Origin of the sequence: Microcoleus sp. Pol14D4, from assembly GCF_036701245.1 — a bacterium.
GTDB lineage: Bacteria > Cyanobacteriota > Cyanobacteriia > Cyanobacteriales > Microcoleaceae > Microcoleus.
Genome location: NZ_JAUBQM010000004.1, coordinates 129,641 through 145,289 on the forward strand (window position 1 = coordinate 129,641; position 15,649 = coordinate 145,289).

Annotated in this window: 10 protein-coding genes and 1 CRISPR repeat array (1 of these 11 only partly in view); of the genes, 8 read left to right on the forward strand and 2 right to left on the reverse strand. The window is 46.3% G+C overall.

Features of this window, described 5'->3' with window-relative positions:
* Nucleotides 1–165 precede the first annotated feature (165 nt).
* Nucleotides 166–1,005 (forward strand): glycosyltransferase, encoded by an 840-nt coding sequence (locus tag QUA33_RS03740; RefSeq protein ID WP_333146576.1) that lies wholly within the window; start codon nt 166–168, stop codon nt 1,003–1,005.
* A 657-nt stretch (nt 1,006–1,662) separates the two neighbouring features.
* Complete coding sequence (carB, locus tag QUA33_RS03745; protein ID WP_333146578.1) at nt 1,663–4,974, forward strand: carbamoyl-phosphate synthase large subunit; 3,312 nt, start codon at nt 1,663–1,665, stop codon at nt 4,972–4,974.
* 100 nt (nt 4,975–5,074) lie between these two features.
* Here the strand turns inward: carB and QUA33_RS03750 are convergent, their stop codons facing one another.
* Together QUA33_RS03750 and QUA33_RS03755 are read right to left on the reverse strand one after the other, a co-directional pair.
* A complete protein-coding gene (locus QUA33_RS03750; protein WP_333095439.1) occupies nt 5,075–5,329 on the reverse strand; it encodes a DUF6737 family protein in 255 nt (84 codons plus the stop codon).
* Nucleotides 5,330–5,381: 52 nt separating this feature from the next.
* Entirely contained in the window at nt 5,382–5,984 is a 603-nt protein-coding gene (locus QUA33_RS03755; protein ID WP_333146580.1) for a Uma2 family endonuclease, read from the reverse strand.
* A 244-nt stretch (nt 5,985–6,228) separates the two neighbouring features.
* Between QUA33_RS03755 and QUA33_RS03760 the strand changes: the two genes are divergently transcribed.
* The 6 genes from QUA33_RS03760 to QUA33_RS03785 all read left to right on the forward strand — a co-directional run bounded on the left by QUA33_RS03760 (nt 6,229) and on the right by QUA33_RS03785 (nt 14,028).
* Nucleotides 6,229–6,891: a VWA domain-containing protein gene (locus QUA33_RS03760; protein ID WP_332953856.1), complete on the forward strand. Its 663-nt coding sequence runs from the start codon at nt 6,229–6,231 to the stop codon at nt 6,889–6,891.
* Between the two features lie 177 nt (nt 6,892–7,068).
* A complete protein-coding gene (locus QUA33_RS03765; RefSeq protein WP_333146582.1) occupies nt 7,069–7,836 on the forward strand; it encodes a PP2C family serine/threonine-protein phosphatase in 768 nt (255 codons plus the stop codon).
* Nucleotides 7,837–8,010: 174 nt separating this feature from the next.
* Nucleotides 8,011–8,682, forward strand: a complete 672-nt coding sequence (locus tag QUA33_RS03770) for a hypothetical protein (RefSeq protein ID WP_333146584.1) — start codon at nt 8,011–8,013, stop codon at nt 8,680–8,682.
* 149 nt (nt 8,683–8,831) lie between these two features.
* Nucleotides 8,832–9,524: a hypothetical protein gene (locus QUA33_RS03775; RefSeq protein WP_333073944.1), complete on the forward strand. Its 693-nt coding sequence runs from the start codon at nt 8,832–8,834 to the stop codon at nt 9,522–9,524.
* 352 nt (nt 9,525–9,876) lie between these two features.
* On the forward strand, nt 9,877–11,646 hold the full coding sequence (locus QUA33_RS03780; RefSeq protein WP_333146586.1) for an NACHT C-terminal helical domain 2-containing protein: 1,770 nt from the start codon (nt 9,877–9,879) through the stop codon (nt 11,644–11,646).
* Nucleotides 11,647–11,910: 264 nt separating this feature from the next.
* A complete protein-coding gene (locus tag QUA33_RS03785; RefSeq protein WP_333146588.1) occupies nt 11,911–14,028 on the forward strand; it encodes a DNA-binding protein in 2,118 nt (705 codons plus the stop codon).
* Between the two features lie 278 nt (nt 14,029–14,306).
* A CRISPR array of direct repeats spans nt 14,307–15,649; the repeat unit is 37 nt; unit sequence GTCGGAAAAACCATAAAACCCTATCAGGGATTGAAAC; it runs 3,428 nt beyond the window's last position.

The window sequence follows — 15,649 nt, forward strand, 5'->3', positions numbered from 1 at the left end:
ATCCACGTCGGACGGTCACCGAAGGCACTTCGATCCGTGGGAACCTTAATTTGTAGGGCTTGTGCAGAAACTCGGTTTCTGCCAAGTTCTATCAACTGGCGATCTGCCTTGATAAAAAAAAATTATGCTATTTATATTTTCTATAAACCTTCATCAATCAGTGAAATGAACATATCCATTATTGGCGATAAAAATTACATTTTGGGGATAGCAGCCCTGCTGAAATCCATAGAACTCAATGTTACCGAAGATCCGAATTTGCCTGTCAACGTTACTGTGGTATCAACAGGTATAAATACACAGCAAAAGGAAAAGTTGCAAAAGTGCTGCAAATACGAGATTGAATGGGAAGAAGTTAAGCCGAATTACGGGGGATTGCTGTCCCTGTCGGGTTCTAAGCTGACTTACGCGAGATTGGAACCGGACAAATACACCAAGGTCAAAGACAGACTGATTTGGCTAGACAGCGACATGATAGTTCTGGGCAGCTTAGATCCTCTGTGGAACTTAGACTTTGAAGGAATGCCCGTAGCTGCCGCGCTCAATGTGTGGGGAAATCCAAACAACCCGGCTGATAAAAAACCTTATTTCAATGCAGGTCTCTTAGTTTTTAATCTGAAGCTTTGGGAGGAGGAAAAACTGTCTGAAAAAATGCTCGAAAACGCTCGCATCAACCTTTGGTGCGATTGCGACCAAGGGGCATCAAATTCGGTTTTAGAGGGAAGGTGGAAGCGATTAGAGCAGATATGGAACAACCACAATACGGAGGATATGTCAACTAGAGTGATGCACTTTATATCCAGTCCGAAACCTTGGGAAAGCCCCCAACCTAATAAATTATGGCTGGAGATGTTGTCTCAGACGCCGTTTAAGGATGACCTGCGCCTAATTAAAAATAATTCCGATTGGCTTTTGAGGCTAAATGTAAAATACAAACGATGGGAACCGTGGGCGAGGGAACCGATAACAAAAATTAAGAGCTATCTCAAAAATAAACTAAGGTAATACCTTTTGAGATTTGAGATTTGAGATTTGAGATTTGAGATTTGAGATTTGAGATTTGAGATTTGAGATTTGAGATTTGAGATTAAAAAATTGGGAAAGACTGATAATTAATGACTATCAGGTTTTGGATCGCGGGCCTGCAGTTGCATTATTTTTTGAAACAGGTGTAACTTGAGGCAGGATGCCTATTTCCCGATCATTGCTTAAGGGGCAACGACTGATGCCTCTCAAGCACATTCATCTTTGGTGGAACAGGCCTCCTGCCTGTTTCCGAAGTATTTTGGTGAAAAAACCCGGTTTTTGGGTAATTCTTGCTCTGGTGGAACAGACATTCGGCGCGTTTCCCCATCAAAAGATTTATCTGCGGTAGAACAGGCTGTGCGATCGACTCAGAAGCCTTGTACATCGCGTTAAGCCAGCAGCAACTGAACGCTGAGAGAATTTTACCAGAGGATTTGTATTATACAACACCATCTTACCAACAACAATTAAAATAGTTTGGACTTGATGATATCTTTCACCATTTTTCGATCAAACTCTTCGCGGGGGGGCTTCCCCTAGCTGCGAAAGTTGAGAGGTTTCAGCCTCCTACTTGTGAAAAATGGTGCAAAATGTCAAATTAATCCTTAACCTTGTCCAATTACCAATTACGAACCTATGCCCCGTCGTCAAGACTTAAAAAAGATTCTTCTCATTGGTTCCGGCCCAATTGTTATCGGTCAAGCGTGCGAATTTGACTATTCAGGGACACAAGCTTGCAAAGCTTTGCGAGAAGAAGGTTTTGAAGTAGTGTTGGTGAATTCCAACCCTGCAACGATTATGACCGATCCGGAAACTGCCGATCGCATTTACATCGAACCTCTAACGCCAGCCATCCTCGAACAAATCATCGCTAAAGAAAGACCTCAAGCAATTTTACCGACAATGGGGGGTCAAACAGCACTAAATTTAGCAGTTGCCGTCGCTAAAAATGGCGTTTTAGAAAAATACAAAGTCGAGTTGATTGGTGCTAAGTTGCCAGCAATTGAAATGGCAGAAGATCGGCTATTATTTAAGGAAGCAATGGCGCGAATTGGGGTTGCAGTTTGCCCTTCGGGGATTGCAAACACTCTCGACGAAGCCAAAGCAATTGGTCACCAAATCGGCAGTTATCCGTTAATTATTCGTCCTGCTTTTACAATGGGCGGCACGGGAGGCGGCATTTCTTACAATCAAGAAGAGTTTGAAGAAATGGCACAAGGCGGTATTGATGCCAGTCCAGTATCGCAAATTTTGATCGAACAATCTTTGATTGGTTGGAAAGAGTACGAACTCGAAGTAATGCGGGATTTGGCAGATAATGTGGTGATTATTTGTTCGATCGAGAATCTCGACCCGATGGGCGTCCACACCGGCGATTCTATCACCGTCGCCCCGGCGCAAACTCTCACAGACAAAGAATATCAGCGCCTGCGGGATGCTTCGGTGAAAATTATCCGCGAAATCGGAGTTGAAACCGGCGGTTCCAATATTCAATTTGCCGTCAATCCTGTCAACGGAGATTTCATCGTTATTGAAATGAATCCTCGGGTTTCCCGTTCCTCCGCCTTGGCCTCGAAAGCCACCGGTTTCCCCATTGCAAAAATGGCGGCAAAATTAGCTGTAGGTTACACCCTAGACGAAATTTCCAACGATATCACCAAGAAAACTCCGGCGTCTTTTGAGCCGACAATTGACTACGTGGTGACGAAGATTCCCCGATTTGCCTTTGAAAAGTTCCCCGGTTCCGAACCGACTCTGACAACGCAAATGAAGTCTGTTGGGGAGGTAATGGCGATCGGACGCAGCTTCAACGAATCCTTCCAAAAAGCCCTGCGGGGATTGGAAACAGGCCGCGCGGGTTTCGGGTGCGACAAACCGGAAAAGTTGCCGAGTTTGGAACAAATTCGCGCCGGATTGCGGACGCCAAATCCCGATCGCATTTTTACAGTTCGCCACGCGATGATGATGGGAATGTCGGTGGAAGATATCTTCGAGTTCACAGGAATTGACCCTTGGTTTTTGGATAAAATGCAGGAATTGCTGGAAACAGAGAAGTTCTTGAAACGAACGCGGTTGGAACAGTTGACAAAAGAGACAATGTTTGAAGTAAAGCAGTTGGGTTTTAGCGATCGCCAAATTGCTTACGCCACCAAAACACCGGAAGATCAAGTCCGCGCTTACCGCAAACAGTTAGGCGTAATTCCGGTTTACAAAACAGTCGATACTTGTGCCGCTGAATTTGAAGCGTTTACACCGTATTATTATTCCACCTACGAAGCGGGAGCGGCAATTTGGGAATTGGGCGATGAAGAAAAGAAAGTTTCGCCTGTAGGCCACAGTCTCACGCCGGAGTCGGAAGTTTTGCCTTCTACCAAACGAAAAGTGATGATTTTAGGTGGCGGGCCGAACCGGATCGGACAGGGAATCGAGTTTGATTACTGCTGCTGTCACGCTTCCTATTCCCTAGGAGAAGACGGCTTTGAGACAATTATGGTCAACTCGAACCCGGAAACGGTTTCGACCGATTACGATACGAGCGATCGCCTGTATTTTGAACCGCTAACAAAAGAAGATGTTCTCAACATCATCGAAGCTGAAAATCCAGAGGGCATAATTATTCAGTTTGGCGGACAAACTCCGCTGAAGTTGGCGCTACCTTTACAAAAATCCCTGGAAAATCACCCCGACGTACAAACAAAAATCTGGGGAACTTCGCCGGATTCCATTGATACTGCTGAAGACAGGGAGCGATTTGAAAAGATTCTGCGGGAGTTGGATATTCAGCAAGCTGCTAACGGTTTAGCCCGCAGTTTTGAGGATGCTTTAATAGTAGCTCAACGGATCGGTTATCCGGTAGTGGTGCGGCCAAGTTACGTGTTAGGCGGGCGAGCCATGGAAATTGTTTATTCCGATACGGAATTGGAACGTTACATGACCTATGCCGTGCTAGTAGAACCAGATCATCCGATTTTAATTGATAAGTTCTTAGAGAACGCGATCGAGGTGGATGTAGATGCGATCGCCGATGCTACTGGCAATGTGACGATCGGCGGTATTATGGAGCACATCGAGGAAGCGGGAATCCACTCCGGCGACTCTGCTTGTTCTATCCCTTACCAAACGCTTTCGGACGCAGCTTTAGAAACAATCCGCCGCTGGACTGTAGAATTAGCAAAATCCCTGAAAGTAATCGGGTTGATGAATATTCAATTTGCCGTTCAAGGGGAACAAGTTTTCATCTTGGAAGCTAATCCGCGCGCTTCTCGCACAGTACCTTTCGTGTCTAAGGCGATCGGAGTTCCCTTAGCAAAAATGGCCTCGCGAGTCATGTCTGGCAAAACTCTAGAAGCTTTGGGTTTTACTGAAGAGATTATACCCACCCATGTTTCGGTAAAAGAAGCTGTATTGCCATTTGCTAAGTTCCCGGGAACTGATACGTTGTTAGGGCCAGAAATGCGATCGACCGGCGAAGTCATGGGAATTGACACCGATTTTGGCAAAGCATTTGCCAAAGCTCAATTAGGTGCCGGACAAATGATGCCGCTGTTTGGAACCGTGCTGGTTTCGATGCGCGAGCGCGACAAACTAGCAGTTGTACCCGTTGTCAAGGAATTCTTAGAATTGGGTTTCAAAGTAGTCGCAACTCACGGAACACGCAAAGTATTGCAAGAGCAAGGTTTAGAGGTAGATTTAGAATTGAAACTGCACGAAGGGCGGCCAAATTTGTTGGATTCTATCAAGAATGAGAAAATTCAACTAATTATCACCACACCTTCGGGCGAAGAATCCCGGGCCGACGGAATCTTTATTCGCCGCACAGCTTTGACTTACAAAATCCCGATTATTACCACAATAGCCGGTGCCAAAGCTACAGCAGCGGGAATTCGATCGCTCAAATCCCACCCGATGGAAGTAAAAGCAATTCAAGACTATTACCCGCAAACCTAGACTGCGAAACACTCAAAGGTAGGGTGTGCACCGCACACCTTACCCACAACATAGGGTGCACACCACCAAAACCTAAACATAGGGTGTGCACCACCAAAACCTAATCTGGATGAGAATCCAAAACTCCGCTAGACATCATCAACCTCGGCCAAACTAACAAGAAAAAACCCATCCAGGCTAATAAAGGAATTGCGACTAAAACAGTTATCCAAACAGTTTTTAATAAAAACCAACTACCGCTAATCAGGCTAGTACCAGTTAAAAGAATCGACCAAGGCTGACACCACCAAGGTTTGTAAGTCCAAGGGCTAATAGCTTTTCGAGCGGAAAGTTTTTTATCAGAAATAGATTTCATATTTTCAGTAATTTTTTATGAATGATAGTCTGGCTAGCTGGATTAACGGAAGTTAAACATTCATCACCTCTTCTGCGGTCAGCGCTAATTCGGGAAAAGTCGGCGATACAATTCGTTCGCTGCCTTTAAACGCGCTTCTTTGATAGTTGCCATCTGCATCCAAAAGGTGAACAAATACAGTTGGAACTTTGGGATTTCCCAGAAATTCCCTGCTACCAATTGCTAAATAATCGACAATCCAATACTCAGGAATTCCGAGGCGCCGATATTCGTCCAATTTGTCTATATAATCGTCCTCCCAATTTGTTGATGTTACTTCCACTGCCAGTTGAATTGGTTCTCGTAAGGCAGAATAAGCAGAACGGTGCGATCGCCACAAATCGCGATCGATTACGCTGACATCCGGTCTCCGCCCTTGTTCGATGCCGGCTTTACTTACAGTTCTGATAACGGCTGTAGTGTTGACTACATAATTCAAATTTAGTCGCCGGATTTCATCGTTGAAGCCAAATAACAGGAAATTAGCAACATCATCATGATTTCTTGTCGCATTCATCTCTACAATTTTTCCATTTACCAGTTCATAGCGTCCATCTTCTGGACATTCTACAAGGAATTGGTCAAAGGTTAATTTCTGTGTGACTGTTGCAATCATAAGATTTATCATTATTTTGCACTAATACTATTAGCCTATATTACCACAGGTAGGAAGAAATTTGTTTTTTTGACGGCAGACATCCAATTCTTAAATCTAAAATATACAATCAAAAATTTAAAATCGATTCACGTAAATGGTAAAATGCGATCGCCCTAGCAATTTGCACTTAAATTTGTTACTGACTTGATACAGTAAAGTAACAAACCTAGAAATCGAGCCACTCCCAGGTCAACCCCGAACCATGAGACTAGACGAAGCCGTAGAATTTGCCGAAAACCCAGAGCCGCGCTGTCCCTGCGTCCTCCTGCTGGACACCTCCGGCTCCATGCAAGGCGCACCCATAGATGCCTTGAATGAGGGGCTGGAAATTTTTAGGAATGACCTCATTAAAGACGAACTAGCTAAAAAGCGAGTCGAAGTCGCGATTATTTCATTTGACAATCATATCAAAGTCGTGCAAGACTTCGTGACCGCCGACCAGTTCGAGACGCCACTGCTGACAGCTCAAGGACAAACCCACATGGGCGCAGGCATTCAGCTAGCATTAGATACCATTGCGGCCCGCAAATCCGAATACCGCAATAACGGCATTACCTACTACCGCCCGTGGGTATTTATGATTACCGACGGCGAACCTCAAGGCGAATCCGACGATGTTGTGGAAATAGCAGCACAGCGGATTAAAGAGGAAGAAACTAACAAACGCGTGGCATTTTTTGCTGTCGGAGTGGAAGGTGCTAATATCACCCGTCTGGCGCAAATTGTCGAGCGCACGCCTGTAAAATTGAGAGGATTAGACTTTAGAGAGATGTTCATCTGGCTGTCGGCTAGTATGCAGAGAGTTTCTCACTCAAAAATTGATGAACAAGTAGCACTGCCGCCACCCGGATGGGGAACTGTTTAGTCATTAGTTGGAAGTCATTGGTCATTAGTAAGTGACCAGCGGTAAGTGCGGTGTGCATGGAACCCTACATAATAAGTAAGGTGTCGTGTGCATCGCCCTACCTAATTAGGGATAAATAAATCCGTCCAGATTTTGCATAGTTGTGAATTTACGAAGTTTTGAGTTAAAGAGTTATTAATGCAGAATTCATCCTTTAATTGGCAAGTTGTAGCGGCATCGGTGATAGGTACAAGCCACGAAAAAAGATCGCAGCCTTGTCAAGATGCCCACTGCTGGCGTCTCTTGCCAAATGGTGTTTTAGCGGCAGCGGTTGCCGACGGTGCGGGTTCGGCAGCACTCGCAGAAGTTGGGGCAAAAATTGCTGTGGAAGCGGTTGTCGAAACGATTTGCCAGCAACAGGAAAGGCTGCCTCAAAATGACGGCGAATGGCAGGTATTCTTGACAGCATCACTGCAAGTCGCGCGGGCGCAGGTGGAAGCAGAAGCGGCTGTGCGGGCAGTGGCGCCGAGAGATTTAGCCTGCACTTTAATTGCTGTTGTTGCTACGCCGGAATTAATCGCAGTTGCTCAAATCGGCGACGGTGCGGCGGTAGCAGGCGACAGTGCAGGAAATGCGATCGCCCTGACTGTACCTCCCTGCGGCGAATACATCAACGAAACCATCTTTTTGATTTCGCCGAATGCTATAGAAACAGCGCAATTTAAGGTACTGCGGGAAAAACTCCGGCATTTAGCGGTTTTTTCCGACGGCTTGCAAATGCTAGCGCTCAAAATCCCGGAAGGCACGCCCCACGGGCCGTTTTTTGCGCCCTTGTTTCGGTTTTCGGGCGAGTGGAAAGAAGAGGAAGATGCGAAACAGCAGTTAGAGTCATTTTTGCGATCGCCCCGGGTTTCCGAACGCACCGATGATGACTTAACATTATTGTTAGCAACTTTTTCTAATTAATAATGTCTAAGTAGGTAAGGGCTAACAAAAATAGTATCTTGTCCGGGCGGGTTTAGCGTAGGAGCGTGAGATACCAGAGAGTTGATGAGTATTCTCACTTACCCTCCCATATAATGTTTATTTTTAAAGCCCATTTAATATGTTCCAATCCACTTAAAAACCAGGATAAAAATTATGACAGCTTCACGAATTAGTGCCAGAAGCCTGTTGCGAGAAACCTTTACTAATCTAGGTTCTAGATACGCTCCCCTGTTGCTCATAAACTCTCCAATTTTGATATTTGTCGGGATCAATAGGTTTGGCAAGCTAGGTTCAGCAGGTGTTGCTTTAAATATTATCTACTGGTTCGTGGTAGTTCCTTTATTGTCTGGAGCTATGATTTTTTACAGTTACCGAGATTTAACAAAAAATCAAGTAACTGTGGGTCAGGCTTTCAATCAAGCAAACAAAAGGTTGCTACAACTAATTGCGGTTTATATTATGTGTTTGCTACTGGGGTGCGCTGGCTTCATTGCACTCATAATTCCCGGCGTTTATGTATCATATCGGTTAATGTTTTCATCTTACGCTACGGTTATTGATAACTCTTCGGCATTCGACAGTGTTAGCAGCAGTTGGGAATTAACTAAAGGGCGTTGGTGGTTGGTATTTCGATCCGCCTTACTGATAATTTTTGTAGTTTTTGTGCCAATACTATCGATTTGCCTATTAATCGATCCGACGGGGAAATCCGTAACATATCAGCTTACAGCTAATCTACTGGGGTTTTTAGCCGGGCCGTTGATGAATGTTTATTTTGTTTTATTGTACCAGCGCCTGCGGGAATCAGCAGCAGCTACTCAATAGACATCTCCTCAAATAAAGTTAAGGGCTGGCAGGATACTTACCCACAACAATTTTGGGAGATGTCTAATGAGCGGTGAAAATTTGGCGCGGTTCTATAATAAAATCGAGGTGTCAACAATTCTGCTTTAGTTTGTACAGTAGGTCGTCGTTTGCAAGCACAAGAGATTAAGGATAAGCTCAACTCCCTAATTAGCGCAGCAGATCCAATAGATCCGAGTTTGGCGAGAAGATTGGATGAAATCAATCGCTGGGTGAAAGATGTTAAACCCGGTTCGCTAACGGCTAAAAAATTTGTGATGGCTTTTTTGCTACAGCTTATCCGAGATTCTCAGGTTTGGCTGGCAGTTCAATCTCTACCTTCGGAAAGAGAACAGCAAGCCGCGTTTGAGTTAATGACTCCGGGGGAAAGGTATTGGTACAGCTATCTGTTTCCTAAATGGCTGAGCGAAAACGATCGCAAATTTTACATCTGGAAACAAAAACTCAAGGCCGGCAAATTCGATCCGGGAGATGATATTGTGATTCGGGCGATCGCAGCCCGAATTGTCGATCGCCAAGGCACTGTTTTGTATCGATATGTTGCAGATCTTTCTATGGCAACCGATTCAATCGTTAGCAGCCGCCAACAGCAGCCACTCTGCATTCAAGTCACAACTCTTTCGGATGAATTCTCTGAACAAAAATATCAGAATTGGCAACAAACTCTTCAAGATTGGGGGATTGACAGAGGATTATTTTTAAGTTATGATAAAAACGATGCAAATTTCCTGAACCAGTTAGTTAATATAGCATTATATAATAGCGATAATTTGCCCGCCGGTCGTTACCTCAAGTTCCCGTAAATCAAGCAGATCTGCTGCTGAGAATATTTCGACTGCTCCAAACTCCGTGAAAAAAAAAATTTGACTAACTCACATATTGCATAATTCTCGACAATGCCAAAAACCTAACCCCCAGCCTGCTTCTGGAAAAGGGAAAACAGACCAAGATTTTTCCTCCCCTTTTCTGTTTCCGGGAGGGGTGTGCCAGACGGTGGCAAGAGGTGCTTGATACGAAGGCTAAGCAATGGGAACATTTACCGCAGCAATCAATCGGGTGAAATAACTAGCAACTCGGCCTAAATTGAATTGAGACTTGATTTAATTGCGGTGAAATTGTTGGAAATAAAATTAAAACACATCAAAATCAAATACTATGACTGTACAAGGTACACACACCGTTGAAAATAACTTGCAAAAAGTCTGGGAAGAACTGGAAGCAGCCAGAAAAATGCAGGATGAATGGATGAATCACGGGGTAGATTTTGTAGATTTGTATGTGGAAGATGCGGGCGGTGATTGGTTGGAAAAGTGGGGTAAATGTGAAGAAGAATTAGAGCGAATTAAACATAAAAATGTAGATATTGAAGCAGTCAAAGCAGCGATCGACATTCCCAGCTTTCAGCAGACAAAACTGCTGGAAATCGCCTTAAATTGCCGTTACTCTACCAGCTATTACTCCGATCGCCCCGAGGAGTCTCCCGCTTGGCAAGAGGTGAAGTACAAACGGCTGTCACTCCTAGGGGGAGCGATTTTCGGTGCTGTTGTTACCGATTACCTCTACCGCGAACATCCAGAACTCGACCCAGATGCTATCTCAACCTTAAAAGCTCGTTTAGCAGACTCAAAAAAAACTGCGGAATTCACACAAAACTTGAAATTAAACGAACTTAGTTGGCTAGTACGGAACGGGAAAGAAACAGACAAAAGCGAGTACACTATATCTTTTTCAGAAAGTTTTGAGGCTTTGTTTGCCGCGATTTACTTGGAGTTCGATCGCGATTTTTCCAGTGGGGGAAACTGGCTGATTGAACACTTGATTGAACCAAGGGTTAGCCAGCATCTGGATCCAACTCGGCCGCGGCAAAAAATATGTCCAGAAAACGAGGTGAAGCGTCGGGAAATCCTGGGTGCGGATATTTTAGAGGCGATCGCGATCGACTATTTGTACAACCGCTTTCCCGAACGCAACGCCAGCCAGCTAACTCGCTGGAAAAATATGTTAGTGGCTAAAAAGATTTTTCCTAAAGACTTTAAGGCAAAATTAGGCAGTCATTACCTAGAGTTGGAGAGCAATTTCTCGCGTACCCGCGACTGGTTGGTGGATAACTTTATCAAAAGCGCAGTTGACGAATTGCTAGAGGAAAGCGAAACTCAACCAGAATATGTGATTGACAGTGCCAACCCTGACTCGCTGCCAGAATTAGTCAGCCGAATTACCGACAAAAAGTGGAAAAATGAATTTGTGAGAGTTGCCAGCATTTTGCAACCGGCTGACGAACTTTTGCTGCTGATGCAAGAAAAATTAGACAGTATGGCGGCTAAAGATGAAACTTTGCAGCAGTTGCTAATCTGGGCCAATCACAAGTCTCAGTTAGTGCAAAGGAATTTCAAACCCGTCGAGATTCGTGCTTTTTATGTTGCCTTAGTTTGCGTGTTCGATTTGGCTTTGACTCGCGTCCTCGATCCGAGTCTGAAGTTTGATAGATCGAAAGTTCGCAAGTTGCGGAATTGTTTGGCAAAGGCGGGAAAAAATGTAGAATTTGCAGATGTTAACGAGTCTCTGAAATTGGCTTTTGATAATGATGTGGCGGGTATTTTAGTTGGCATTTGGGCCCTGGATATTGAACCCGAACTCAAACAACTGCTGGCACAATTTCAGACGGAGATGCCTGATTTGCAAAACTGGAAAAAGTGGCGCAAAGAGTGCGGTAGCTGCTGGCTGGCAAAATTCAAAACTGCGATGGACTACAATCGAGACTTTCGCCCCCAACAGAAAACTCTGCTGAAACAGTATTACTATGCCCACAACTTGCTGGTGGAATGCCTCAACAGCGATAATTGTCAGGTGACACCGGCCGTCAGACAAAAAATTGAGGATAAAATGTTGTTATTGTCGGTGGATTTGAAGCTGGTTCACATCTAATTTTGATAGCGCGGACGGGCGAGACGCCCATTCCACTAATCGATGGACGGGCGGGATGCCCATCCCACTAACAGCAAAAGGGCTTAACCACTTCCCCCCAAGACATCGGGTTTTTTACCGAATCTGCGGTTTGCAACACGTCTTTTGGTGAAAAACCCGGTCTCTCCTCACCGGTGCCTAAGTCATAACAAAGGTAAGATTTAATGGGCAAGTCAAGTTTATTGAGTCATGGCTTCCAAATCCTGTATCCCATAACGGAATTCTATGCAGTTGCAGCGCCAATTTAGCGGACAACTGATTGCGATCGACACCAAAACCGCGATCGCCAGTGGGGGTGAAGGTCGCATCTACCCGATCGCCCAAGACTCGTCCCTTGTAGCCAAAATCTACCACAAACCGACAGACGAAGACGGAGACAAACTCACAGTCATGTTCAGTATGCCGCCGGATGCGCCGATCGCGGAACCGGGACACGCTTCCATTGCTTGGCCGATCGATTTGCTGCATACTGTGGGCGGGCGAGAAAAAATTGTCGGTTTTGTGATGCCGCGCGTCAACAAAGTGATGCCGGTACACACTTTCTACACTCCCAAAACCAGGCGCGAACAAAAACCTCTATTTAGCTATCTTTACCTCCACCGTACCGCCAGAAATCTTGCCTCGGCTGTAAATGCCCTCCACGTCAGGGGTTACGTCATCGGCGACGTAAACGAGTCGAACATTCTCGTCACGGATACGGCGTTGGTAACGCTGGTAGACACGGATTCGTTTCAAGTGCGCGATCCTTATACGGGTTACGTTTATCGGTGTCCCGTGGGGAAACCCGAGTTTACACCGCCGGAGTTGCAGGGCCAGACTTTCCGCGATATCGATCGAGCTCCAGAGCACGATTTGTTCGGTTTAGCTGTATTAATTTTTCAATTGCTGATGGAAGGTACGCACCCGTTTTCGGGAGTTTATCTCGGTAGCGACGAACCGCCGGCTTTGGAAGCGAGAATTCGATCGGGCCATTTCCCTACAGGTACGAAGCGGATTCCTTACCGCCCGATGCCCGCTGCGCCTCCTTTCGAGATGCTGCATCCGCGGCTGCGGCAGATGTTTATCCGCTGTTTTGAGGAAGGGCACGGCAATCCTGCGGCGCGCCCGGATGCGAAAACTTGGGTGAATGCGATTCGGGAAGCGGAAGATGCTTTGATAACTTGCAGCAAAAACAGTCAGCATAAATACGGAAATCACCTCAGTCGGTGCCCTTGGTGCGATCGGGCAAAACTCCTGAAAGGGCGCGATCCGTTTCCTTCGCGGCAAGCAGTCAGCAACGGATTGCACTTGCAGCCCGCGAAAACCAAGCGTAAAAAGCCCCAACCGCCGCCCGTCGCGATGCAGCCCGCAGTGCGCCGGCAACAGCCCTCCACGGGGCTGCCGCGCCCACTCGGCCAGTACGCAGTGCCGCTGCTGCCTATGCCGATGTCTTCTCGGAGTCGGACTCCTGCGCCTCGGGTTCCTGTGGGCAAGTTTGAGCGCATTTTTCAGGATGCTGCTTGGGGAGGTGTTTGGGGCAGTTTGTGTTTGGCGGCGATCGGGGGGATTTATTCGGTAATAGCTGAGGGCGGCGCCGCTATTTTGGGGGCGATTTTTGTTGGTACGATTTGGGGCTGTTTTTTTGGGATGATGTGGGGCGTTTTTACTTTGGCGCCGAATCAGATTTGGCGGAAGTGGGGCGGAGTTTTGGTGGGGGCGGCTTGGGGGGCTTTTTTGTTGGCGGCGATCGGCGGTGCGGTGTTTGGGGCAATTAATAGCAATCCGGGAATCGGCGAGAGGATTTTGGCTGGGGCGGGGGTTGGGGCTGTCTGGGGCTGTGTTTGGGCGAGTTTTCGGCCTCCTCTGGCGCTGCCGGTGGGGAGGGTGTGGGGCCGGCGGGGAGGGTATTTGGGGGCCGTCTGGGGCTCGTTTGTGGGGACTCTGGCTGGTGTTTTGTTGGGGTCTGGGTTAGTGGTTTGGCAGCAGTACAATGTCCAGATGCGGCCGGTGGATGAGTTTGCGGGTTTGTTGCTGGGTGTGGCGATCGTGGCGGCTGGTGTGGGTTCTGTTGGGGGTGTGCTTTCTGGGGGTTTGTTGGGTTTGTGCGGGTTTTCGCCGAAGCTGCCGATTTCGTTTCAGCCTTCGGGGGTGAAGGGTGGGGCTTTGGGGGCGATTTGGGGCAGTTTTTTGGGTACTTTTGCGGGTGCTGTGTTGGGGGCGGGGGTGTCTGCGATGTTTCCGGCTGTTAGCGCTGGGGTGCCGGTGGAGTTGGGGCCTGTGGCGGGGGCGATCGTCGGGGCTGGTTTGGGGGCGATTTGGGGGGTGGTTTCGGGTACTGTTTGGGGGGCTTTGGGGAAGTGGTGATCGGTTGGTGTCTGTTTTTGGGTGGAAAATGCGTCTGGGAGTAGGTGTAAAAATCGAGGGGTGAATTTTTGGGGCTATAATGTAGATCCTGTAACGGTTAGAGGCAGTTCCAGCTTAAAAATGGTAGACGCAATTGCTGAAATTTATGCAGGATAAGGGTTTGAGGGCTGTATGAAAAGTTGGGTATTGACAAGTCGAAGGCTGAAATGGTACTTTTGTTTTATGCAGACGCAAATGAACCTTGAAAACCAAATACAGCAAAGCTTCTGGAACGGGCTGTCGGAAAAACCATAAAACCCTATCAGGGATTGAAACTCAGAAAAAGACTTTGCCAGCTACTATGCAGACAAAGAGTCGGAAAAACCATAAAACCCTATCAGGGATTGAAACGCGAGTCGCATCCCCCCACGTATAAGGACTTCCAGGGTCGGAAAAACCATAAAACCCTATCAGGGATTGAAACGAAAGCTACTTGCGCCGCGATCGGGGGAACCGGATGTCGGAAAAACCATAAAACCCTATCAGGGATTGAAACCCATTCATGGGAATTAAACTCCCAGTGGAAAGCGTGTCGGAAAAACCATAAAACCCTATCAGGGATTGAAACTTTGGAAACTGATAAGGATTGTTTATGATGCGGAAAATTGTCGGAAAAACCATAAAACCCTATCAGGGATTGAAACCCCCTTCAAGTGTGAGGACTCCGACTGGTTGCCTAGTCGGAAAAACCATAAAACCCTATCAGGGATTGAAACGTCCAGTGCAATGACGCGATCGGCAAGCTTGCAGATAGTCGGAAAAACCATAAAACCCTATCAGGGATTGAAACGTTGGCGTGGATGAATGCTTGCAGATGATTCGCCGGGTGTCGGAAAAACCATAAAACCCTATCAGGGATTGAAACGGGAATATAGAAAATCTGATGATGATGATGATCATGTCGGAAAAACCATAAAACCCTATCAGGGATTGAAACTTTGAAGAGAACCCTCATAAGATTGCTTGAGAATGTCGGAAAAACCATAAAACCCTATCAGGGATTGAAACTTTTTTGCGCTTCCGCTTCTGCGTTCATCAACTGGTCGGAAAAACCATAAAACCCTATCAGGGATTGAAACATATTGGTGGCGGGGATAGTCAAATTAACATCTTTAAGTCGGAAAAACCATAAAACCCTATCAGGGATTGAAACCGCGTTCCTGCTCTTGTTTGAGCAAGTGCACCTTATGTCGGAAAAACCATAAAACCCTATCAGGGATTGAAACAAGATATCAGTCCCCGTAACAGGTAACTCAATCCGTGTCGGAAAAACCATAAAACCCTATCAGGGATTGAAACCTTGGAAATGCCCTTGACTGGCGAGTTGCTGCTGTCGGACTCAAGGTCGGAAAAACCATAAAACCCTATCAGGGATTGAAACATTATACGATTTGCTGCGGATTGGTTTTAGGTTCGTGTCGGAAAAACCATAAAACCCTATCAGGGATTGAAACACGAACCGGACAGCAACCGGACACTAACCAGACATTGTCGGAAAAACCATAAAACCCTATCAGGGATTGAAACTTCATGACTAGAACAAGGACTATCTAAATCTAGAGTCGGAAAAACCATAAAACCC

Coding starts and splice junctions, on each gene's coding strand:
- QUA33_RS03765 (WP_333146582.1), top strand. CDS start 7,069: ATGCAGAATTCATCCTTTAATTGGCAAGTTGTAGCGGCATCGGTGATA.
- QUA33_RS03740 (WP_333146576.1), top strand. CDS start 166: ATGAACATATCCATTATTGGCGATAAAAATTACATTTTGGGGATAGCA.
- QUA33_RS03750 (WP_333095439.1), bottom strand. CDS start 5,329: ATGAAATCTATTTCTGATAAAAAACTTTCCGCTCGAAAAGCTATTAGC.
- QUA33_RS03785 (WP_333146588.1), top strand. CDS start 11,911: ATGCAGTTGCAGCGCCAATTTAGCGGACAACTGATTGCGATCGACACC.
- QUA33_RS03755 (WP_333146580.1), bottom strand. CDS start 5,984: ATGATTGCAACAGTCACACAGAAATTAACCTTTGACCAATTCCTTGTA.
- carB (WP_333146578.1), top strand. CDS start 1,663: ATGCCCCGTCGTCAAGACTTAAAAAAGATTCTTCTCATTGGTTCCGGC.
- QUA33_RS03770 (WP_333146584.1), top strand. CDS start 8,011: ATGACAGCTTCACGAATTAGTGCCAGAAGCCTGTTGCGAGAAACCTTT.
- QUA33_RS03760 (WP_332953856.1), top strand. CDS start 6,229: ATGAGACTAGACGAAGCCGTAGAATTTGCCGAAAACCCAGAGCCGCGC.
- QUA33_RS03780 (WP_333146586.1), top strand. CDS start 9,877: ATGACTGTACAAGGTACACACACCGTTGAAAATAACTTGCAAAAAGTC.